This window comes from Aquimarina spinulae (assembly GCF_943373825.1).
Lineage (GTDB): Bacteria > Bacteroidota > Bacteroidia > Flavobacteriales > Flavobacteriaceae > Aquimarina > Aquimarina spinulae.
Genome location: NZ_CALSBP010000003.1, coordinates 81,577 through 103,577 on the forward strand (window position 1 = coordinate 81,577; position 22,001 = coordinate 103,577).

Here is a 22,001-nt window from a genome sequence, read left to right on the forward strand (position 1 = left end):
CAAAGTTTTAAAAAATCATACGCTTAGCGTTGCAAAGTTTACTATAAAAAGAGTAATGCAATACTATTATAAAATTAGTAGGTTTATATCTCTATAAGAAAGGTCAAACCAATCTGCAATAGGTTTACTAGTCAAAATCCCATGATAAAAATACAACCCATTCTTAAGTCCACGATCAAAACGTACAGCATTTTCTATTCCTCCTTCATCACCAATTTGTAATAGATAAGGCGTAAAGATATTACTTATCGATAATGAAGATGTTCTGGCATATCGAGAAGGGATGTTAGGTACACAATAATGTATAATTCCATGTTTTTCAAAAGTAGGGTGGTCGTGAGAAGTAACTTCGCTTGTTTCAAAGCATCCTCCCATATCTATACTTACATCGATAATTACTGCGCCAGATTTCATACGTTCTACCATAGTTTCGGTAACTATAATCGGAGCACGATTTTTTCCTCTTATGGCACCAATTACTACATCACAACGACGTAGAGCTTTTAATAAATTTTTTGGCTGAATAGTAGATGTGTATAAAGGGCGTCCCACATTGGTTTGTATACAACGAAGTTTGGTGATAGAATTGTCAAAAACCTTTACATTTGCACCTAATCCAATAGCCGAACGTGCAGCAAACTCGCCAACAGTACCAGCACCAAGAATAACAACTTCTACAGGGGGGACACCGCTAATATTACCCATCATTAATCCAGAACCCATAGTTGTAGCACTACTCATCAATTCTGAAGCAATGAGTACCGCTGCTGTTCCTGCAATCTCGCTAAGTGCTCTTACCGCAGGATAGGCACCATCCATATCTCGAATAAACTCAAAACCAAGAGCGGTAATTCTTTTTTTGGCAAGTCCCTGAAAATATTCTTTGGACTGTGTCTTAAGCTGTAGAGCAGAAATTAATACAGTTTGCGGATTTATATATTCGAGCTCCTCTAAAGAAGGTGGTTCTACTTTTAAAATAATTGGACACCCAAAAACTTTTCTCTTATCATTAGTGATTTCTGCACCTGCCTCGCTATAATCTCTATCGGTAAAACTTGCTCCAATACCGGCATTGGTTTCTAACAAAACTCGATGACCATGCGCTGTTAATGCAGCTACGGCATCTGGTGTAAGACATACTCGCTTTTCTTGATAATGGGTTTCTTTAGGGATACCAATAAAAAGTTTTCCTTTTTTGCGGGCTACTTCTATCATTTCTTCCTGCGGTAGCAGCTGCTCTTTGGTAAAAGGAGATTTTGGTGTACTCATTTGTGTGAAATTCTGTATCTCAAATTACGAATAAAAAAGCCAAGAAAACAAATAGGATTAATTATTTGATGGTATAACTATGATTATCAGTATTTCTAAAATGAAAGAATACGCTTTTCATTATCAAGTAAATTAATAGTAATGCTAATACTATTTTTGGGTAATAATCCTGAAACTTTTTCGGGCCATTCTATAAATATCCATGCATCAGAGTCCAAATATTCTTCAAACCCTATTTGATATGCTTCTTCTTCTTCTTTTATTCTATAAAAATCAAAATGATATATAACTCCATCATTGCTTTCATATTCGTTTACCAAAGAATAAGTGGGGCTAGAGATGATATCTTCTACCCCCAGATATTTACATATTTCTTTTATTAATGTAGTTTTACCAACTCCCATCTCAGCATCAAAGAGAATTATTTTACTTGTTGCATTCGAGATTATTTTTTCTGCCACATCAGGAAGATCCTGTAAGGTATATTCTATTGTCATTTTAATAATTCTATATTTTAAAACCAGAATACTACATGATTTTTGAAGCTATCTAGGATTTAATACTATAAAAGGAATGATCATTTCTTCTAAAGATACTCCACCATGTTGATATGTATTTCTGTAATAACTAACATAATGATTATAGTTATTTGGATAGGCAAAGAAATAATCTCCTTTTGCAAAAATAAAAGAACTGCTCATATTTATTGACGGTAAATGTACCGCTTTTGGGTTTGTTGCTTCCAAAACTTCCTTTCTTTCATAAGTAAGACTTTTTCCTGTCTTATATCGTAAATTAAGACTTGTGTTTTTATCACCTATCACTTTAGAAGGATTTTTTACATTTATTGTACCGTGATCTGTAGTTAACAGTAGTTTAAACCCAAGTTGTTGTGCTTGCTGAATCATTTCTAGTAAAGGAGAATTTTTGAACCAACTTTGAGTCAATGACCTGTATGATTTGTCATTTGAGGCAAGTTCCTTGATTACTTCCATTTCTGTTTTGCTATGAGAAAGCATATCCACAAAATTATATACTACAACTGTTAAGTCGTTGTCTTTTAGTCCTTTGAAATTTGCAGCTAAGGTTTTTCCAGATTTTTCGTTAGTGATTTTATAATATTCATGTTTGATATCCATCCCTAATCGCTTTAATTGTGCGGTTAGAAATTCATTTTCATTCATGTTTTTCCCTCCTTCATCTGTGTCGTCTAACCAGAGATCTGGATGCATTTTTTTCATTTCAGAAGGCATAAGTCCAGAAAAAATTGAATTCCTGGCATATTGTGTTGCCGTTGGAAGAATACTACAATATGAAACTTCTTGCTCTTTTTTGTAATAGTTATTTATGATAGGTTCAAAAGCTTTCCATTGATCATATCGCAGATTATCAATTACTACTAAAAGAGTAGGTTGGTTTTTACTAATTTCAGGTACTACTTTATCTCTAAATAAAGTGTGAGACATTACCGGAGCTTCCCCATTTTTGTCAAACCAATTGGGATAATTTTTGTCGATAAATTTACAGAATTGAGAATTTGCCTCTACTTTTTGTGATTCTAAAATCTCAAACATCCCGGTATCTTCAATATTCTCTAGTTGTAATTCCCAGTAAATTAGTCTTTGATATAAATCAGACCATTCTTCGTATGAATTTACCATAGCCATATCCATAGCTATTTTTCTAAATTCTTGTTGGTAGTTGGCTGTAGTTTTTTCTGAAACCAAACGAGAATTGTCTAAGTTTTTCTTTAAACTTAAAAGTATTTGATTAGGATTAACAGGCTTAATTAAATAATCGGCGATCTTACTACCAATTGCTTCTTCCATGATATATTCCTCTTCACTTTTGGTAATCATTACTACAGGAATACTATCTTCTTTTTCCTTAATTTCTGATAATGTCTCTATTCCAGAAAGACCTGGCATGTTTTCATCCAAAAAAATGATATCAAAATTATCATCATCTATTATATCTAATGCTTCAGTTCCACTTTGACACTTGGTTACGTCATAGTTTTTTTGTTCCAAAAATAATATATGTGGTTTAAGCAAATCAATTTCATCATCTACCCAAAGTATCTTTATTTTACTCATCAAATTTTATTTTTTTTTATTTATAAACTTAATATATAGCCTATTTATTCACTTTACTAAGAAAACTTTAATAATTTAAATTCTTTTTGAAATGTTTTATATGCCTAGCATATATGTATATTTGCCTCCGTAAATGTAAGATGAACTTGAAAAAAAGAAATAAGCTTAAAATATTAAACGATCCAATTTACGGTTTTATTACGATACCTAATGAACTAATTTTCGATCTTATCGAACATAAGTATTTCCAGAGGTTGCGTCGTATATCTCAGATGGGACTCTCATATTTGGTATATCCGGGAGCACATCATACCAGATTTCACCATGCTTTAGGATGTATGCATCTTATGCAAAAAGCCGTGAGAGTTCTTAGTTTTAAAGGGATTAGCATTTCTGAAGAGGAGGAAGAAGCTCTTTATGTAGCAATCTTGTTACATGATATTGGCCATGGTCCTTTTTCTCATGCGATGGAACATAGCATCGTAAATGAGGTAAATCATGAGTCTATTTCTCTCATGTTTATGGAGAAAATTAATGAAGAATTTAACGGTAGTTTAACGCTGGCAATTCAAATTTTTAAAGGAGAATATCATCGTAATTTTTTACATCAATTAATTTCGAGTCAATTAGATATGGATCGTTTGGACTATCTGAAACGCGATAGTTTTTATACTGGTGTGGCCGAAGGAAATATCAATAGTGAACGTCTAATTACCATGCTTACTGTTGTTAATGATGAATTGGTAGTAGAAGAAAAAGGGATTTATTCTGTAGAAAAGTTTTTACTGGCCAGGCGTTTGATGTATTGGCAGGTATATCTTCATAAAACAAGTTTGGTAGCAGAGAATTTATTGATTAGAGTATTGAAAAGAGCTAAAGAGTTGGTAGAGAAGGGGACAGGACTAAAAGCTAGTGAAGCATTAACATTTTTTCTCGAAAATAAGATAACAGCAGAAAATTTTACTACAGAAGTTTTAGAAACATTTTCTAGATTAGACGATTATGATATTATTTCGGCAATGAAAGAATGGTCTCGTTCAGAAGATTTTGTTTTAAGCATGCTGTCTTCGATGATTATTGATAGAGATCTTTTAAAAATAAAAATTAAAAAGAAACCTTTTCAGAGTCATAAAAAAGAAAATCATATCGAAAAATTTAAGAAACAATATAAAATTTCTGATGAAGAAGCCCGTTATTTTATTTTTGAAGGGACTATTTCTAACCAGGCCTACCACCTTAATAAGCAGAATATAAATATTTTATATAAATCAAGAAAAATTGTAGATGTAGTTAAAGCTACAGATGAGTTTAATCTTGAAGCCCTATCAAAACCGGTAACCAAATATTTTATGTGCTATCCAAAGCACAAACATTAACACATTTTTTATACTTTTGCTAGAATGATTTTTACAGCCACACAAATTGCGGGTATTTTGAACGGAGAAATCGAGGGAGATGAAACCGTCGAAGTATCTAAACTAGCTAAAATTGAAGAAGGAACTAAAGGTTCATTGACCTTTTTGTCAAATCCTAAATACACCCAATATATCTATTCTACTGATGCATCAATAACTATAGTAGATAAAAACTTTGAGGCAGAGTCGACAATTAAAACAACTCTTATTAGAGTAGATGATGCATATAAAGCGTTTTCCCAACTGCTGGAGTATTATAATATGGTAAAGATGAATAAAGCAGGGATAGAACAACCGAGTTTTATTTCTGAAACAGCATCTTTTGGAGAAAATATTTATTTCGGAGCATTTTCGTACATAGGAGATAATGTGAAAATTGGTGAAAATGCTAAGATTTTTCCTAATGTATATATAGGAGATAATGTAACTATTGGCGATAATGCAATTGTTTTTGCCGGTGCAAAAATATATTCAGAGACCATAATCGGAAATAATTGTGTAATTCATAGTGGAGCAATAGTAGGAGCAGACGGTTTTGGATTTACACCTAACGAAAAGGGAGAATATAGTAAAGTACCTCAGACTGGTAATGTTATAATAGAAAATAATGTTGATGTAGGAGCAGGTACAACTATTGATAGAGCTACACTAGGATCTACAATTATACGTACAGGAGTAAAACTAGATAATCAAATACAAATTGCTCATAATGTAGAAATAGGAGAGCATACAGCAATTGCAGCTCAGACAGGAATTGCAGGATCTACCAAAATTGGCAAACATTGTCTTATTGGTGGGCAAGTTGGTATTGCAGGACATCTTGTTATAGGTAATAATGTAAAAATACAAGCACAATCAGGTATAGGAAGAAATATAAAAGACGGAGAAGCTATTCAGGGGTCACCTGCTTTAGGATACTCTGACTTTAATAAATCTTATGTGCATTTTAAAAATCTTCCCAAAATTGTGGATAGAGTATACAAACTAGAGAAAAAGATAAACAATAATGAGTGATATTGTCGTAGGAAAACAAAGAACCATTAAAAAGGAAATAAAGCTTACAGGTGTGGGCTTACATACCGGAAAAGAAGTAACGTTAACTTTTAAACCGGCACCAGAGAATCATGGCTATGCATTTTGCAGAATTGATCTTGAAGGCAATCCTATTATTGAAGCTGATGCTAACTATGTTGTAAATACGCAACGAGGGACAAATCTAGAGAAAAACGGGGTTAGCATTCAGACATCAGAACATGTACTTGCAGCTTGTGTTGGATTAGAAATCGATAATCTTTTGATAGAATTAAACGCATCAGAACCTCCGATTATGGATGGTTCTAGTAAGTTTTTTATCGAAGCTCTGGAGCAAGCAGGAATTGTAGAACAAGAATCAGAAAGAGAAGAATACATTGTAAAAGATGTAATTTCTTATGTAGACGAAGAATCTGGTAGTGAAATTATTGTAATGCCATCTGATGAATATCAGGTGACTACAATGGTTGATTTTGGAACCAAAGTATTAGGAACTCAAAATGCTTCTTTAAAACGTCTTTCAGATTTTAAAAAGGAAATAGCAGATGCTAGAACCTTTAGCTTTCTACACGAATTAGAAATGCTGTTAGAACATGGCTTGATTAAAGGAGGAGATTTAAATAATGCTATAGTGTATGTGGATAAAGAATTAAGTCCAAGTACGATGGAAAAACTTAAAGTAGCATTTGGAAAAGAATCTATTGCTATAAAACCTAATGGTATTTTGGATAATTTAACATTACATTATCCAAACGAGGCTGCACGCCATAAATTATTAGATGTTATAGGAGATATTGCATTAATAGGAACAAGGATTAGAGGAAAAATCATAGCTAATAAACCTGGACACTATGTAAATACCCAGTTTGCTAAAAAGCTTTCTAAGATTATAAAAATAGAAAAGCGTAATAAAGTTCCTCAATTTGATCTTTCTAAAGAACCTTTAATGGATATTAATAAGATTATGGGAATGCTTCCACATAGGCCTCCTTTCTTATTAATAGACAGAGTCTTAGAAATGTCTGATAAACATGTGGTTGGTCTTAAGAATGTAACTATGAATGAGCCATTTTTTGTAGGACATTTTCCGGGAGCACCGGTAATGCCAGGAGTGCTTCAGATCGAAGCGATGGCTCAGACAGGTGGGATTTTAGCATTGAGTACAGTACCCGATCCAGAGAATTACCTTACCTATTTTATGAAAATAGATAAAGTAAAATTTAAGCAGCAAGTATTACCAGGCGATACCTTGATATTTAAATTAGAATTGATAACACCCATTCGTCGTGGTATTTGTCATATGCAGGCTTTTGCCTATGCTAATGGCAAATTAGTTACCGAAGCAGAACTTATGGCGCAAATTGTAAAATCAAAATAATCAATAAAATAGATGAATCAACCATTAGCATACGTTCATCCAGGAGCAAAAATTGCAAAAAATGTTGTAATAGAACCTTTTACAACCATACATAATAATGTGGTGATAGGAGAAGGAACCTGGATAGGTTCTAATGTTACTATTATGGAAGGAGCACGCATAGGAAAAAACTGTAGTATTTTTCCAGGAGCTGTTATTTCTGCCACTCCTCAGGATAAAAAATTTAATGATGAAGATACCATAACCGAAATTGGAGATAATACTACGATTCGAGAGTGTGTTACAATCAATAGAGGAACGACCGATAGAATGAAAACCAAAATAGGAAAAAATTGCTGGATTATGGCATATTGCCATATAGCCCATGATTGTATTGTAGGTGATAATTGTATATTTTCTAATAACAGTACATTGGCGGGCCATATTAATGTTGGTGATTATGTTGTTTTGGCTGGTATGGCTGCGGTACAACAGTTTTGTAGTATTGGTAATCATGCATTTGTAACAGGAGGATCATTAGTACGTAAAGATGTACCTCCGTTTGTTAAAGCTGCCAGAGAGCCTCTATCATATGTTGGGATTAATTCTATAGGTCTGCGTCGAAGAGGATTTACAACAGAAAAAATAAGAGAAGTACAGAATATATATCGAATTTTATATCAGCAGAACTATAACAACACTCAGGCAGTTGCAATTATCGAAGCAGAAATGGAAGCAACACCAGAACGTGATGAGGTTTTAGAGTTTATTAAAAACTCTCAGAGAGGAATCATGAAGGGATATTTTTCTAATTAAGTAATTCGATACAGATAATAATCATAAGAAATTAAAGAATAATGGCAAGTACTAGTGACATCAGAAATGGATTGTGTATCAAATACAATCACGATATCTATAAGATTATTGAATTTTTACACGTAAAACCTGGTAAAGGCCCCGCGTTTGTAAGAACAAAACTAAAAAGCGTGACTACAGGAAAAGTGATCGATAATACATTCTCTGCAGGTCATAAAATTGATGATGTACGAGTAGAAACACATAAGTTTCAGTATTTATATGCCGAAGGTGATACTTTTCATTTTATGAATACCGAGGATTACAATCAAATTACATTACAAAAATCTAGTTTGGATGCTCCTGGTTTATTAAAAGAAGGAGAAGTGGTAACTATTATTATTAATTCTGAAGATCAAATGCCTCTTTCTGTAGAAATGCCTGCAAGCGTTATTCTTGAAGTAACAGCTACAGAACCTGGTGTTAAAGGGAATACAGCTACCAATGCTACTAAACCAGCTACTGTAGAAACCGGAGCAGAGGTAATGGTACCTCTTTTTATCAATGAAGGAGATAAAATTAAAGTTGAAACAGAAAAAGGGACGTATAAAGAAAGAATAAAAGAATAATATTTTATATCCCAAATTTTTATAATGAAATTTCCACAAACGCATACCTTACAACAAATAGCTACTATTATATCGTCAGAGTATGTAGGGGACTCTAATTTCCCGATTTTAGGGATGAATGAAATTCATGTAGTTTCTCCAGGAGATATAGTTTTTGTTGATCACCCAAAATATTACGATAAAGCATTACAAAGTGCTGCAACAGTAATTTTGATTAATAAAGAAGTAGAATGCCCAGAAGGTAAGGCGCTCCTTATTTCTGATGATCCTTTTAGAGACTTCAACATACTTACAACATATTTCAAACCCTTCAAAAAAGCAGATTCCTTAATTTCAGAAACCGCTAAAATTGGTAAGAATACAATTATACAACCCGGTAGTTTTGTAGGAAATAATGTGAGTATTGGTGATAATTGTATTATTCATGCCAATGTAAGTATTTATGATAATACTAGTATTGGTAATAATGTTACTATACATGCAGGTACTATCTTAGGAACCGATGCTTTCTATTATCAGAAAAGACCTCACGGATTTGATAAATTAATTTCTGGAGGACGTGTAGTGATAGAGGATGATGTAGATTTAGGGTCGTCATGTACAATAGATAAGGGAGTTACCGGGGATACTATTATAAAAGAAGGGACCAAAATAGATAACCAGGTACATGTTGGTCATGATACTGTAATAGGGAAAAAATGCTTGATTGCCTCTCAAGTAGGAATTTCGGGTTGTGTTGTTATTGAAGATGAAGTAACGATCTGGGGGCAGGTAGGTATTACCAGCGCTATTACTATTGGTAGTAAAGCCATTATTTCTGCACAATCAGGAGTGAGTAAGTCATTAGAGGCTAATAAGAGTTATTTTGGTACTCCTGCAGATGAATTTAGAAAAAAATATAAGGAGATTGCGTCAATACGACAAATTCCTGATTTGATAGATAAATTGAAAAAAAATGAGTAAAACAGTTAAGGATATAGTACGGTCTTTTTATGAAACAGATCTTATTCATAATACTGAAGCCTTTTCTGAGTATTTACATCCCGAAATTGAATTATATTGGAATAGCAGTTTTGGGTTTAACAAGAAAAATTTTAATGATATTAAGACCATGTTTAATGAAATGGCATCGTCTTTTGAAACTTTGAGATGTGAAATTAGTCACCTAATAGCCGAAGGAAATACAGTGACTATACGATATACATATTTTGTTCAAACTATCGAAGCACCAGATAAAGAAGAGCCTATAGCTCATTTTATTACAATTTGGGAACTTAAGAATGATAAATTATATAGAGGATACCAAATAAGTCAGCAAGGAGATAATGCTCCAGAAAGTATAATGTCATTTATTTCAAAATAATTAGTTTTTCATTTCAACCATAATTTTCAAAAGCTTACTTTTGGAGCTCTAAAAAAATAAAAAATCATAACGCAATGAGTGTTTTAGTTAATAAAGATTCAAAAATTATTGTACAAGGGTTTACAGGTAGTGAAGGTACTTTTCATGCAGGTCAAATGATCGAGTACGGAACAAATGTTGTAGGAGGAGTAACTCCCGGAAAAGGAGGGCAAACTCATTTAGATAAACCTGTTTTTAATACCGTAGAAGATGCAGTTAGAGAAGTAGGTGCAGATACTACAATTATTTTTGTACCACCAGCTTTCGCCGCAGATGCAATTATGGAAGCTGCAGATGCAGGAATAAAAGTAATTATTACAATTACAGAAGGTATTCCCGTTGCAGATATGATTACCGCTTCAAACTATATTAGCGATAAAGGATGTAGACTTATTGGTCCAAATTGCCCAGGGGTAATTACTCCGGGAGAAGCAAAAGTTGGTATTATGCCAGGTTTTGTATTTAAAAAAGGTAATGTAGGTATTGTATCAAAATCAGGTACGTTAACCTATGAAGCAGCAGATCAAGTTGTAAAACAAGGACTCGGGATAACTACTGCTATAGGAATAGGTGGTGACCCAATTATTGGTACCACTACAAAAGAAGCAGTTGAACTATTGATCAATGATTCGGAAACAGATTGTGTGGTTATGATTGGAGAAATTGGAGGTCAATTAGAAGCAGATGCTGCAAAATGGATAAAAGAAAGTGGAACCTCTAAGCCTGTTGTAGGTTTTATTGCTGGTGAAACAGCCCCTGCCGGACGTACTATGGGACATGCCGGAGCTATTGTTGGAGGTAGTGAAGATACTGCAGCTGCCAAAAAAGCAATTATGAGAGAATGCGGAATTCATGTAGTAGATTCTCCTGCAGAAATAGGTAAAAAAGTTGCCGAAGTACTCGGTTAGAGATTATATGATTAATCTCAAAAAATGAGATTAACTTATTGCTTATAAAAAAACTTATAATGAATTTTCATTATAAGTTTTTTTTATAGCTTACTTAAAAGCTCTGATGCTTCTTTAAATTTATAATTACTTGAAGACTCTGTAATTTGGAGTAATATATTCTTTGCTTTTGATATGTCATTCTTTTTAAGAAATAATAAAGCTTTATACCATTTACCTTTAGGACTGTCTATAAACTTGTTTTCTATTAGTGTATTAAAACTAATTTCTGCCTTGTCAAATTGTCTTAGTTCCATTTGAGAAATTCCAGTATAAAGATATATGGTTGCTCTATTCTCTTGAGCATTAGAAAGTTCTTCTTCTAAAATATCCAACGATTGCTCATATTCTTTAGCTTCAAATAATTTTTGCGCTTTGATTAGTAATTTTTGTTCACTATTACCCCGATCTACTAAAGAAGGTAGTTCTGATAAATCTAAATAATATGCATATAGTTTATTAGGAGAAGTTTTAAAAGGAGAAAAAAGGGTAAGACCAATAATAACCAAAATAACTGCGATACCTGTGTATAAAAGCCAAGATTGATTTCTTTTCTTTTGTTGTAGCTGATATTCAGAATTTACTATATGTAATGTATCTTTTAGTGTTTGGGTTGATTCACTTCTAAATAATACTTCATACTCATCAATTTCAGAATAGTTGGTATTGCTACTAATACTCCATTCAGAATCATTCAAATTAAGAATGAGTTGTTTCTCAAAATTAACTTTTTCAAGAAAATCTTTATCACTTTCCATTCTTGACAAAACCAGATCTCTTTCTTTTTCTGTAAGTTTGTTATTTAGAAAATCCTGAATTAATATTTGTTCATCTATACTCATAGTTTTTTTAGAGAATTATAGCGTTCATCGTTTTTGATTACTTCAGATAATTTTGCTTTACATTTAAAAACACGCTGTCTGGCAACGGTTTCAGAATTATACCCCATTGTTTTTACAATATCTTCATAAGAAGTATTATTAAAAAACAGGGTTAATATTTTTTTACAATTATCTGAGATTAAATTCAATTTTTCGGTGAATAATTCCCATCTTTTTTGTTCTAGAATTGATAATGCGAGATTACGTTCGGCAGGTACTAGTTCAATAATTTCACTATTTGTTACCCTGTTTTTTGAAATTTTTAATTCTCTACGCCATAAATTTTTACAAGAGGTAAATAAATAGGCTTCAAAACTACTCTTGATTTCAAATCTTTCTTTACGGTATCGAACGGTAATCTGCAACAAAGCCTTTTGAAAAATATCTTCGGCATCCTGTTGTTGTCCTTTATTTTGTAGAATAAATTTTCTAACTCTAGGAAATACCAGGTTATAGATGTTCATGATTCCTTTAGAGTCATTATTAAGTAAACTGGTAAGGTGTTGCGTTTTTTCCGTCATCAAAAAATAGTGAATCTTTATATGCGAAAATAATTTTTTTATCTTCGTTTGGGTAACAAAATTGATGTTTTGGTAACTGATAAGGTGAAAGTAAATTAATTTATAAAATTATAGAGATGAAAAGAAGTTTTTTTTTTAATATAGTATTGATTATATGTGCATTTTTGTCTGTAATAAGTTGTACATACGATACCGATATACCTTATAATGTTACTAAAGAAACAGACGTTAAGCAGGTACGTGCAGTTAGAACTATGGAAATTTTAATTGAATATAGAAAAGGAACTTCGGAATATAATAAAGAAAAAATTCGTGGCAATTACATCGGTACCGGTCTGTTATTAAGTTGGGAAGGATGTGAAATAGAGGATAATGACGATGTTGAAGTTTGGGTAGTAGATGCTGAAATTTATGCGTCATACCGACCTGCACCACTTAATGATCCAGATAAAGAAGATATGGATAAAGTGACTTTGAATGCTAACTGTAAAGACTATAAGGAAGATTAATATTGAAATCATATATATTTCTTTGGATAGGCTTCTTGTGTATAACAATAAATGGTAATGCTCAGGATTTATATGAATATTACGAGTCTTTATGGGATCGTAAGGATATCACTATTTCTAGTATTGAAAAAGAAGTTGATAGTATTATAGATCTTTATGAGAAAAAAGAACAGTATTTGCATAGTATTAAAATCGCTCATGAATTTTCCAGAAAACTCTATCGAGAAGATTTGTATATAAAAGGAATTAGATATGTAGAATACGAAATATCAGTATATCGAAAGTTACATATAAGAAATAGTAAGTATGCAAAAGCTCTATATAATTTAGGGCTTTTTTATTCCTTTGTAAAGAATTTTGAAAAATCTATAACTTGTTATCAAGAAGTAGTTGATATTAATACCGATGAATATAGTACAGCCAAAGCGTTTTGTGAATTAGGAAAGTATTATTATAAACGTGGGGATTTTTTTAAGTCAAAGGACTACTATTCTCGTGGGGTTACTGGTTTAGAAAAATTTGATAAAAAGAAACTTTTAATAAAAAAATATATAAATTATTCACGTGTTTTATTTGAAATAGGTACTAAACACAGTTTAGATAAAATGTTGGAGATACTGGATAAGGCCAATCAACTTTTTTCTCTTATTCCGAATTATTCAGTACATGACTATCGTACTTTGAATAACTACTATGGAATTTATTATAATACTAAAGAAAGATTAAATTTTGAAAAAGCCAGATATTATAGTTATCGAAATTTAAATAAAGCCATACAAGAGAATGATTCTACTTTTGTATATACATCGTATACCAATCTTGGGGATTTATATATGGATGCTAAAAATGAAGAACGAAAAGACAGTGTCCTCTTCTTTTTGAATAATGGATTGAAATATTCTCGAGGAAGAAAAGAGAAGTCTATAGTATATCATAATTTAAGTAATTATTATATAGAAAATAGCGAGTATCAAGATGCACTTGATAATATTCAAAAGTCTCTAATTGAGAGCACTCATCTGGATCAGAATATCTCAACTTTACCTAGATTGAATGATTTAATAATTTCGGATAATCAGTACTACATTTTACTAGCTTTGATTCAGAAAGCAACTATTCTTATAAAACTATATGAGAAAGAAAATAATAGTAAACATATTGAACTCGCACTTTCTAATTTGTTATCAGCAGATAAATTAGTTGATGTTTTACTCGATGTTAGCAAGGAAGAAAAATCAAGATTGAACTGGCGAAAAAAAGCTTCAGAAATTTATCTAAAGGGAATACTGATTTGTGAAATTCTTGATAAAGAAGAAAAAGCCTTTTATTTTTCAGAAAAAAAGAAAGCATTACTTTTAACTGAAGATATCCTTAAGAATACTGATAAATGGCAATTACCAGGTGAAGTATTAGAACTAGAAAATGAGCTTAAAAAGCAGATTCTAGATCTAGAAAATTTAATTTCTACTCAGAAAAATAAAGACAGTATTAAGAAATTAGAGCATAAGCGTTTCGAATTAAAACAACAATATCAGAAACAAGAAGACTCTTTACAAATAGTATTTCCAGATTATTACAAAGAGAAAGAAACGACTAGCATAATTGATTTAAAGAAAATTCAAGAAACTTTAGATAAAGACAGTGTTATCATATCTTATGTTAGTAATATTGATGATGATGATGATTCTTTTAGTGAATTGTATGCAGTTTTGGTTTCTAATACCAAAACAGAAATAATAAGAATAAGCGAATTAAAAGCTGTAGAAAAACTGATTAGAACATACAGAAATCAATTATCTAAACCTTTTGAGACAGAAGAAGATAGATTAAGATTTCAGGAAATAGCTTCCGAATTATATACTTTATTGATTCCAAAAGGTAAAATCTCAATGTCTTTGAATCAAAAACACCTTATTATAATTCCTGATGGTACTCTACAATATATTCCTTTTGAATCTTTAGTAATAGATAAGAATTCAAATCGATATCTTATAGAAGACAACGAAATAAGTTATGGGTATTCTATGTCTTTTTTACAGCATAATGCTACCGTAAAGAGAAAGCCATCTATGAATTTAGTAGCCTTTGCCCCAGTAACTTTTGCACATAGCGATTTAGATGATATTACCAACAGTATCAATGAAATTAATGCTATAGATGATTATATATCCTTAAGTAGTTATATAGAAAAGGAAGCATCTAAACAAAATTTTTTATCCAAAATAGAGAACCATAAAATAATCCATCTGGCTACGCATGCTAATTTTTCGGATAACCTTCAAATAGCATTTAATGATACTAGTTTAGAATATCATGAGTTATACACGTCCAGAAATCAAGCAGAATTAGTGGTATTAAGTGCTTGTAATACGTCTTTAGGGAAAATAGCCAAAGGTGAGGGTGTTATGAGTTTGGCGAGAGGGTTTTTCTATGCAGGGACTAATACGGTGATTTCATCTCTATGGAGTGCTAATGATAAATCTACAGCTCAGATAATGGAAAGCTTTTATAGTAATTTAGATAAGGGGCAAACTAAATCTAAAGCTTTGCATAATGCTAAAATTGAATATATAAACTCGACTTCTTTATCAGATGCCTCACCTCATTATTGGGCAACATTTGTATTAATTGGTGATTCAGAAACCAAATTATTTCCATCCAATAATCTCTTCTACGGGGTTATTTTATTCCTTTTTTCAGTATTGATAATCAGTGTTTTACTGTTTTTTATCAAAAAAAGATAATTTTTTTGGGTAACAAAATACTTATTATGGTCACAGGACAGCGTAATTATTAATAGGGAATCTTTTTTTCTTTTCTAATTATATCAAAAAATTCTTTCGCGAAGAATGGACATATGCTGTGAGTGTCTTTAAATGATCATAGTAAATTTTAATTTTTAAAACATAAATCATGTTAGAAAATATTTCAAGACTAGGGAAGGTCTTAAATAGAAAAGAGCAAAAAAAGGTATCGGGAGGGAGATTACTAAATATTAAAGTGATTACAGAAGTTGAAGATCAATGTCTAAATATTCTTGGGATGTCTGTGAATACAACAAGTTGTAATTGTGCAGATATTTCAGAGAATGACGAATTATGTGCGTTATAAGTTATTAGTCTACTATAAACTTTTTTTCTAACTATTATTAATATAAATCATAAAAAAATGAAAACATTAAACTTTAATATACTTCAAAAATTCATCTTGATATTTTGTATATCTCTTTTCACCATAGGTTGCTCAACAGATAATATTGATAAACAAACGGTTGAGAGTTTAAATAATATTGATCAAAAACTAATTCAACAAGAAGAGTTAATGGATAATTCTGAAAATATCAGAAAACTAATAGGTTCTTTTGATTTTCTTTTAAAGAAATCTATTTCAAATCCAAAACTAAGCGATGAGGATTTAGGAAGTTTATTTATTGAAGAATCTAAAAAAAATGGATTAAGAATTGTTAAAATTCAACAAAATCAAAATAATCACCCAGTATTTTCAAAAGAGTATATCTATCTATCTAATAGTCTTCAAAAGACTAACAATTATGATACTAAAGAAGAATACAAAAATAGCTTAACTTCTTTACAAAGGGATGTCATAAATTCAAAGATGTCAGTTGAAGAAAAACAATTATTAGTAGACACTATAAGTTTTTTAGTTGAATTTACAGACTGGATGGAAACATTAAAAGATTCTAATTTAATAAAATTTAATTCTATAAATAAAAAAGACTGCGATGGATGGTGGTCGTGTTGGGGGTCATGTGTTGCGGCAACAATAGGAGGAGCATTAACAGGTGGAGTAGCTGGGTGCGCTGTTGGTGGAGCTGTTGGCGCAACTGCAGGAGCTGCAATAGCTGGCATACCTAGTGCAGGAATAGCTACTCCTGTTGGAGCTGGAGTCGGGGCTGTTGTAGGGTGCGTTGGAGTAGGTATAGTTGGAGCAATAGGTGGTGGTTTAACTGCTGCATCTTCATCTTGTGGTTAGAAAGCATAAAAATATTAATAAAAATTCTTTCGCGAAGAATGGACATAAACTATAAGTGTCTTTAAATGTTTATAGTGTTAATACAATTAAAATTATATTAAATATGTTACACAAATCAAAAATTATAATAACGTTACTTTTAGGTTTTTTACTGTTTTCTTGTGCAGAAGACAATAATAATGATTTACAAGAAAATCAATTAAAAACTATTTCTGATAGCTCTAAAAATGCTATTGAATATTGTACTACAATAGCTGATTCGAAAAACCCTTACAATTATGTAGGTGAAATACATAATGAAATATTAAATGAATTTGTTCTTAATTATTCGGGAAAAAGATTGTCGGTAGATGAGATAGTTAGTATTGTTGAAGGTTTAGCAAATGAAAATCCAAGATTTTTAAGTATTAAGGATGAGGAAGCCCCTGTAGATCCATCAGATATATTGAGAGGAATTGATGATTTTGGAAATAATTTTCATAACATTATAAACGACCTGAGATTGTCATCACGTGCAAAAAATGATTTAAAAGTTTTAATTGATTATCTGTTTGATAACGCATATTCAGAGAGAGAACCTAATTTTGATACAGTTCAAGGGGATTTAATTAGATTCGAGAATAATGCTCTTCAAAATAAAGATTATACTAGAGAGGAGAGAAAAACAATTTTATCTGCTATTTCTACGGCAAGATACTCAACATGCTATTGGTATAATTATTATAGCTCTATAAGAGTAGCTGATAATTCACTTGCAAAGAAGAGAAAATGGTGGCAATGGCTAATAGTAGCTGCTGCAGATGTTGGTGGTACAATGGCGGGGACCATAGCTACAGGAGTGACTGCAAGCTCAACAGCTTACACCTATACAAATCCAGACAATAAATAAGAGATTGGTTTGTATAAATAGTATAACCCAATTTTAAATAGTGTGAGTGTGAATTATGAAAGCTGTTTTAGTTTTATAATTCAAACTCACACTCACACTATTTAAAAATACAGATTACATTTAAGTACTGGAATATAATATTTAGAATTCGTTTTATACACAATTATGAAAATTTATTTAACCAAAATAACTGCATTCTTTTTACTAACTTTTATGTTATTTAGTTGTGATAATATAAGTTATGATGGACATTTATATATAGTATCACGAAATTCAAAAAGTAAAGAAGGTAATTTAGTTTTAAAATACAATTCTACTCCTAACGATATTTCACATATTGGTATCACTTTTAGCAAAGATATTGATGCATATGTATATAATGTTAGTTATGACAGTATTAATAGTTTTGGTTCTTCATTAATAAAAGAAAAATTAGATCTTTTTTGGTCTTCCCCAAATAAAGAAGATAATAGAATTTGGTCATTGCCAATTAGCAAAGAAGAATATGAAAGATTGAAAGAGTATATAAAAAAACTTGAAAAAGAAAAGATTCATTTTGATTTTGACCCTAAAACCAATTTGGGGTTGTATTGCTCAGAATTTGTTTATAATGCTTTAGTATTTGCTAACAACAAAAAATTTACAGTAAAACCTATAGGCAAAAAATTAAAAGGTTATGAAAGGTTAATAACCAATGAAGAATACTTATCATATTATCCAGCGGATTTTTTTCTTGAATATTTAAAAATAAAAGAATTGTGAAAAATCTATTTAATGTATTTAACGATTTTTCTCTTCCTTCATTACATATATCTTCAATACCAGTATTTCCTTTTTTTAAAATCCTACAATGTAAACTAATGGTATTACAGAAGTCTTTTGAAAAACTTCTCTTTTAATCTCCTACGACCCAGTTTACAATGCATTGCCTCTTATGAGGAGAAAGGTGGTTGTAGTGCCTAAGATCTTTAGTGAAAAACCTTTCTTTTATAGAATACTTGGTATACCTGTATCAAGGTAGTTTACTATCTATAATTTGCTCTTCTTATATAATTCTATTCCTGTTAAAATATTCTTAATATTTGTAACATTGATAATAACTACACGTATTATAGTACATTAATTATAAACTAACTCATATAATCAACTCTGGTGTGTTACAAAACACCATAAAACAATTAAAATAACATATGAAATTAATTAAAACGGTTTTGTTATTGCTGTCAGTCATTTGTCTTAGCAATTGTAAAAAATCATCATCAGAAACGAGTGTTTCGCAAGAAATTAAAGTCGAACAACATACCGACACAGCAGGTTTCAACTATGAAACTGTTACTAACGATCCAACAGGGTTAAGACTATATACCTTGGAGAATGGCTTAAAAGTATATTTAGCTAAAAATGAAGAAGAACCAAAAATTCAAACTTTTATAGCCGTACGAGCTGGTTCAAATTATGACCCTAAAGAAGCTACAGGGCTTGCTCATTATTTAGAGCATATGGTTTTTAAAGGTACTGATGAGATAGGTACTCAGGATTTTGAAAAAGAAAAAGTATTACTACAACAGATTTCTGATTTATATGAACAACATAAGGCAGAAACAGATGCAGATAAAAAGAAGGAGATATACAAGAAGATTGATGAAGTTTCTTTCGAAGCCTCAAAAATATCTATATCTAATGAATATGATAAAATGATTAGTTCTTTAGGAGCAGAAGGAACCAATGCACATACATGGTTTGAAGAGACCGTATACAAAAACAAAATCCCAGCTAATGAATTAGATAAGTGGCTTACTGTAGAAAGTGAGCGATTTAGCCAGTTGGTATTACGTTTGTTTCATACAGAGTTAGAAGCAGTTTATGAAGAATTTAATAGAGGACAGGATAATGATGGATGGAAATCATACGCAGCGATGCTAGAAGGTTTGTTTCCCAATCATCCATATGGGCAACAAAAAACAATAGGAACCTCTGAGCATCTTAAGAATCCTTCAATGGTAGCGATACATAATTATTTTGACAAGTATTATGTTCCTAATAATATGGCTATGGTATTGGTTGGAGATATTGATTTTGATCAAACTATACAGAAAGTAAACAAAGCTTTTGGTGGTTTTGAGAAGAAAGAGGTTGTTCACCCTGTATTACCTAAAGAAGACCCAATAACCAGTCCGGTGATTAAAGAAGTATTTGGACCTACGGCAGAATCTGTCTCTGTGGCATTTCGTTCTGCTGCAATAGGTACAAAAGAAGAAAAACTACTCACATTAGCAGATATGTTACTTGCTAATGGTAATGCGGGCCTAATTGATTTGAACTTAAATCAGAAACAAGTAGTTCAAAATGCAGGTTGTTCACCTACATTTTTAAATGATTATGGGTACCACCAATTTTATGGATCACCAAAAGCAGATCAGACTCTGGATGAAGTGAAAGACTTATTGCTCTCTCAAATCGATAAGTTAAAAAAAGGAGAGTTTGAAGATTGGATGATCTCTGCCGTAGTTAATGATTTAAAACTTAGTCAAACAAGAGAATATGAAAATAATACTGCATTAGCTTCGGCATATTATAATGCATTTATTCATAGAGAGGATTGGAAAGATAAAGTCGAATTCTTAAATGAACTTAAAAAAGTTTCTAAACAAGAATTAGTAGATTTTGCAAATTCTTTTTACAAGGATAATTATGTAGTGATATATAAGCGTAAAGGAGAAGATAAAAATATTACCAAAGTAGAAAATCCCGGTATTACACCTGTAGAGTTAAATAGAGATAAACAATCAGAATTTATCAAGGCATTTGCTCAGCAAGAAACTCCTGCTTTAACACCTAAGTATATTGATTATAAATCGGCAATTAAAGAAACTAAAACCAATAGCGAATTAAAAGTGTCTTATATTGATAATCCTAATAATGATTTATTTAATCTTAGTATCATTTTTGATATGGGAAGAGATAATGATCGTAAAGTTTCTCTGGCAACAGGATATCTAGATTATTTAGGTACAGATAAATACTCTCCCGAAGAGTTAAAGAAAGAGTTCTATAAACTAGGAATTGATTATTATGTAAATGCAGGTTCTGATAAAACATATGTTGGTATTTCTGGATTAAAAGAAAACCTTGATGCAGGCTTGGCTTTATTAGAGCACTTATGGACTAATGCAGTTCCTAACCAGGAAACATATGCAAAATATGTAGATCAGATCGCAAAAGGACGTCAGGATGCGAAAACACAAAAAGGAAACATTTTGTGGAATGGGTTGATGAGTTATGGTATGTATGGTGATAATTCTCCTTTACGTAATATCTATACAATAGGAGAGTTACAGGCTGTTAATCCGCAGGAATTAGTAGATAAAATTAAAGAGCTTCGTAATTTCAAACAACGTATATTTTATTATGGTAAAGATGTAGATGCAGCAATAGCCTCTATAAACAAAAATCATAAGATTCAAGGTGAATTGTTAGACTACCCAGAAGAAGTTAAATACGTTCAAAAAGAAACCGGAGGTAATGTGTACTTTGTTGATTATGATATGGTACAGAGTGAAATGATATTTTTAGCAAAAGGATCAGAGTTTGATTCTGGTAAAATGGCAGCTTCAAGATTGTTTAATACATACTTTGGTAGTGGGTTATCGTCTATAGTGTTTCAAGAAATTAGAGAGTCAAAATCATTAGCATACTCTGCATTTTCTGCATATTCAACGGCATCAGAAAAAGGAGATTCTAATTATGTATATGCATATATAGGTACCCAGGCAAATAAAATGCCTCAGGCAGTAGATGCAATGATGGATTTAATGACTAATATGCCAGAAGCAGAAGAACAGTTTAACGCAGCAAAAGAAGCAACATTAAAGAAAATTGCTGCTCAGCGTATAACCAAATCTAATATTTTCTGGACTTATGAAGGATTAAAGAAAAGAGGAATCGATAATGATAACCGAGAAGAGATGTATAATACTATTAAAGATATGACTCTAGATGATCTTAAATCTTTCTTTAATGAAAATATAAAAGGAGAAACCTATAACGTACTTGTAGTTGGTAATAAAAAAGATGTAAATATGGATGCGTTATCCAAATTAGGTGTAGTTAAAGAAATGGATGTTGATTATCTTTTCAATTATGAGAAGAAAAATGAAGATATAAAACTGTAAAATCAGATAAACGATTATTAATTTATAAACCCTGTGAGAAATCACAGGGTTTATTGCTGTTGACCTGTTTGTAATTCTTATATTTGAATTCACA

Annotated in this window: 20 protein-coding genes; 15 read left to right on the forward strand and 5 right to left on the reverse strand. The window is 31.4% G+C overall.

Going from position 1 to position 22,001, the window contains the following annotated elements; genetic code table 11:
* Window positions 1–66: 66 nt before the first annotated feature.
* The 3 genes from NNH57_RS23095 to porX form a co-directional block, all read right to left on the reverse strand.
* A complete protein-coding gene (locus NNH57_RS23095) occupies window positions 67–1,269 on the reverse strand; it encodes an alanine dehydrogenase (RefSeq protein WP_074406390.1) in 1,203 nt (400 codons plus the stop codon).
* 95 nt (window positions 1,270–1,364) lie between these two features.
* Window positions 1,365–1,766 (reverse strand): tRNA (adenosine(37)-N6)-threonylcarbamoyltransferase complex ATPase subunit type 1 TsaE, encoded by a 402-nt coding sequence (gene tsaE, locus NNH57_RS23100; RefSeq protein ID WP_074406389.1) that lies wholly within the window; start codon window positions 1,764–1,766, stop codon window positions 1,365–1,367.
* A gap of 48 nt (window positions 1,767–1,814) precedes the next feature.
* On the reverse strand, window positions 1,815–3,365 hold the full coding sequence (porX, locus tag NNH57_RS23105; RefSeq protein WP_108808892.1) for a T9SS response regulator signal transducer PorX: 1,551 nt from the start codon (window positions 3,363–3,365) through the stop codon (window positions 1,815–1,817).
* Between the two features lie 146 nt (window positions 3,366–3,511).
* On the opposite strand from porX, the gene NNH57_RS23110 reads away from it, so the two are divergent.
* The 8 genes from NNH57_RS23110 (at window position 3,512) to sucD (ending at window position 10,903) form a co-directional block, all read left to right on the forward strand.
* On the forward strand, window positions 3,512–4,741 hold the full coding sequence (locus NNH57_RS23110; protein WP_074406786.1) for an HD domain-containing protein: 1,230 nt from the start codon (window positions 3,512–3,514) through the stop codon (window positions 4,739–4,741).
* Between the two features lie 24 nt (window positions 4,742–4,765).
* Window positions 4,766–5,794 (forward strand): UDP-3-O-(3-hydroxymyristoyl)glucosamine N-acyltransferase, encoded by a 1,029-nt coding sequence (gene lpxD, locus NNH57_RS23115; RefSeq protein WP_051575516.1) that lies wholly within the window; start codon window positions 4,766–4,768, stop codon window positions 5,792–5,794.
* Window positions 5,787–7,190, forward strand: a complete 1,404-nt coding sequence (locus NNH57_RS23120; protein ID WP_074406387.1) for a bifunctional UDP-3-O-[3-hydroxymyristoyl] N-acetylglucosamine deacetylase/3-hydroxyacyl-ACP dehydratase — start codon at window positions 5,787–5,789, stop codon at window positions 7,188–7,190. Before lpxD (NNH57_RS23115) ends, NNH57_RS23120 begins: the two co-directional genes overlap by 8 nt.
* 12 nt (window positions 7,191–7,202) lie before the next feature.
* A complete protein-coding gene (gene lpxA / locus NNH57_RS23125; protein ID WP_024769297.1) occupies window positions 7,203–7,985 on the forward strand; it encodes an acyl-ACP--UDP-N-acetylglucosamine O-acyltransferase in 783 nt (260 codons plus the stop codon).
* A gap of 41 nt (window positions 7,986–8,026) precedes the next feature.
* Window positions 8,027–8,593, forward strand: coding sequence for an elongation factor P (gene efp, locus NNH57_RS23130; RefSeq protein WP_074406386.1), 567 nt, complete (start codon window positions 8,027–8,029; stop codon window positions 8,591–8,593).
* 24 nt (window positions 8,594–8,617) lie between these two features.
* On the forward strand, window positions 8,618–9,556 hold the full coding sequence (lpxD, locus tag NNH57_RS23135) for a UDP-3-O-(3-hydroxymyristoyl)glucosamine N-acyltransferase (RefSeq protein WP_074406385.1): 939 nt from the start codon (window positions 8,618–8,620) through the stop codon (window positions 9,554–9,556).
* Window positions 9,549–9,956, forward strand: a complete 408-nt coding sequence (locus NNH57_RS23140) for a nuclear transport factor 2 family protein (protein WP_074406384.1) — start codon at window positions 9,549–9,551, stop codon at window positions 9,954–9,956. Before lpxD (NNH57_RS23135) ends, NNH57_RS23140 begins: the two co-directional genes overlap by 8 nt.
* A 74-nt stretch (window positions 9,957–10,030) precedes the next feature.
* Window positions 10,031–10,903: a succinate--CoA ligase subunit alpha gene (gene sucD, locus NNH57_RS23145; RefSeq protein WP_025663703.1), complete on the forward strand. Its 873-nt coding sequence runs from the start codon at window positions 10,031–10,033 to the stop codon at window positions 10,901–10,903.
* Between the two features lie 83 nt (window positions 10,904–10,986).
* On the opposite strand, the gene NNH57_RS23150 is transcribed toward sucD, so the two are convergent.
* Both NNH57_RS23150 and NNH57_RS23155 read right to left on the reverse strand, forming a co-directional pair.
* On the reverse strand, window positions 10,987–11,784 hold the full coding sequence (locus NNH57_RS23150) for a hypothetical protein (protein ID WP_108808893.1): 798 nt from the start codon (window positions 11,782–11,784) through the stop codon (window positions 10,987–10,989).
* Entirely contained in the window at window positions 11,781–12,344 is a 564-nt protein-coding gene (locus NNH57_RS23155) for an RNA polymerase sigma factor (RefSeq protein ID WP_108808894.1), read from the reverse strand. The genes NNH57_RS23150 and NNH57_RS23155 overlap by 4 nt, the downstream gene beginning before the upstream one ends.
* Before the next feature lie 116 nt (window positions 12,345–12,460).
* Between NNH57_RS23155 and NNH57_RS23160 the strand changes: the two genes are divergently transcribed.
* The 7 genes from NNH57_RS23160 to NNH57_RS23190 all read left to right on the forward strand — a co-directional run bounded on the left by NNH57_RS23160 (window position 12,461) and on the right by NNH57_RS23190 (window position 21,907).
* Window positions 12,461–12,853, forward strand: a complete 393-nt coding sequence (locus NNH57_RS23160) for a hypothetical protein (RefSeq protein WP_108808895.1) — start codon at window positions 12,461–12,463, stop codon at window positions 12,851–12,853.
* A 2-nt stretch (window positions 12,854–12,855) separates the two neighbouring features.
* Window positions 12,856–15,597, forward strand: a complete 2,742-nt coding sequence (locus tag NNH57_RS23165; protein ID WP_108808896.1) for a CHAT domain-containing protein — start codon at window positions 12,856–12,858, stop codon at window positions 15,595–15,597.
* 169 nt (window positions 15,598–15,766) lie between these two features.
* Window positions 15,767–15,964: a hypothetical protein gene (locus tag NNH57_RS23170; RefSeq protein WP_074406379.1), complete on the forward strand. Its 198-nt coding sequence runs from the start codon at window positions 15,767–15,769 to the stop codon at window positions 15,962–15,964.
* Between the two features lie 57 nt (window positions 15,965–16,021).
* Window positions 16,022–16,846 carry a hypothetical protein gene (locus NNH57_RS23175; protein WP_082994751.1) on the forward strand — a complete coding sequence of 275 codons (825 nt, stop codon included), beginning with the start codon at window positions 16,022–16,024 and terminating at the stop codon, window positions 16,844–16,846.
* Between the two features lie 103 nt (window positions 16,847–16,949).
* Complete coding sequence (locus tag NNH57_RS23180) at window positions 16,950–17,735, forward strand: hypothetical protein (protein ID WP_074406378.1); 786 nt, start codon at window positions 16,950–16,952, stop codon at window positions 17,733–17,735.
* A 165-nt stretch (window positions 17,736–17,900) separates the two neighbouring features.
* Complete coding sequence (locus NNH57_RS23185) at window positions 17,901–18,497, forward strand: hypothetical protein (RefSeq protein ID WP_132066179.1); 597 nt, start codon at window positions 17,901–17,903, stop codon at window positions 18,495–18,497.
* A gap of 428 nt (window positions 18,498–18,925) precedes the next feature.
* Complete coding sequence (locus tag NNH57_RS23190; protein WP_108808898.1) at window positions 18,926–21,907, forward strand: M16 family metallopeptidase; 2,982 nt, start codon at window positions 18,926–18,928, stop codon at window positions 21,905–21,907.
* Window positions 21,908–22,001 lie beyond the last annotated feature (94 nt).

Excerpts from the sequence above, each read along its gene's own strand:
- NNH57_RS23095 (WP_074406390.1), bottom strand. The coding sequence starts at position 1,269 with ATGAGTACACCAAAATCTCCTTTTACCAAAGAGCAGCTGCTACCGCAG.
- tsaE (WP_074406389.1), bottom strand. The coding sequence starts at position 1,766 with ATGACAATAGAATATACCTTACAGGATCTTCCTGATGTGGCAGAAAAA.
- porX (WP_108808892.1), bottom strand. The coding sequence starts at position 3,365 with ATGAGTAAAATAAAGATACTTTGGGTAGATGATGAAATTGATTTGCTT.
- lpxD (WP_051575516.1), top strand. The coding sequence starts at position 4,766 with ATGATTTTTACAGCCACACAAATTGCGGGTATTTTGAACGGAGAAATC.
- NNH57_RS23120 (WP_074406387.1), top strand. The coding sequence starts at position 5,787 with ATGAGTGATATTGTCGTAGGAAAACAAAGAACCATTAAAAAGGAAATA.
- lpxA (WP_024769297.1), top strand. The coding sequence starts at position 7,203 with ATGAATCAACCATTAGCATACGTTCATCCAGGAGCAAAAATTGCAAAA.
- efp (WP_074406386.1), top strand. The coding sequence starts at position 8,027 with ATGGCAAGTACTAGTGACATCAGAAATGGATTGTGTATCAAATACAAT.
- lpxD (WP_074406385.1), top strand. The coding sequence starts at position 8,618 with ATGAAATTTCCACAAACGCATACCTTACAACAAATAGCTACTATTATA.
- NNH57_RS23140 (WP_074406384.1), top strand. The coding sequence starts at position 9,549 with ATGAGTAAAACAGTTAAGGATATAGTACGGTCTTTTTATGAAACAGAT.
- sucD (WP_025663703.1), top strand. The coding sequence starts at position 10,031 with ATGAGTGTTTTAGTTAATAAAGATTCAAAAATTATTGTACAAGGGTTT.
- NNH57_RS23150 (WP_108808893.1), bottom strand. The coding sequence starts at position 11,784 with ATGAGTATAGATGAACAAATATTAATTCAGGATTTTCTAAATAACAAA.
- NNH57_RS23155 (WP_108808894.1), bottom strand. The coding sequence starts at position 12,344 with ATGACGGAAAAAACGCAACACCTTACCAGTTTACTTAATAATGACTCT.
- NNH57_RS23160 (WP_108808895.1), top strand. The coding sequence starts at position 12,461 with ATGAAAAGAAGTTTTTTTTTTAATATAGTATTGATTATATGTGCATTT.
- NNH57_RS23170 (WP_074406379.1), top strand. The coding sequence starts at position 15,767 with ATGTTAGAAAATATTTCAAGACTAGGGAAGGTCTTAAATAGAAAAGAG.
- NNH57_RS23175 (WP_082994751.1), top strand. The coding sequence starts at position 16,022 with ATGAAAACATTAAACTTTAATATACTTCAAAAATTCATCTTGATATTT.
- NNH57_RS23180 (WP_074406378.1), top strand. The coding sequence starts at position 16,950 with ATGTTACACAAATCAAAAATTATAATAACGTTACTTTTAGGTTTTTTA.
- NNH57_RS23185 (WP_132066179.1), top strand. The coding sequence starts at position 17,901 with ATGAAAATTTATTTAACCAAAATAACTGCATTCTTTTTACTAACTTTT.
- NNH57_RS23190 (WP_108808898.1), top strand. The coding sequence starts at position 18,926 with ATGAAATTAATTAAAACGGTTTTGTTATTGCTGTCAGTCATTTGTCTT.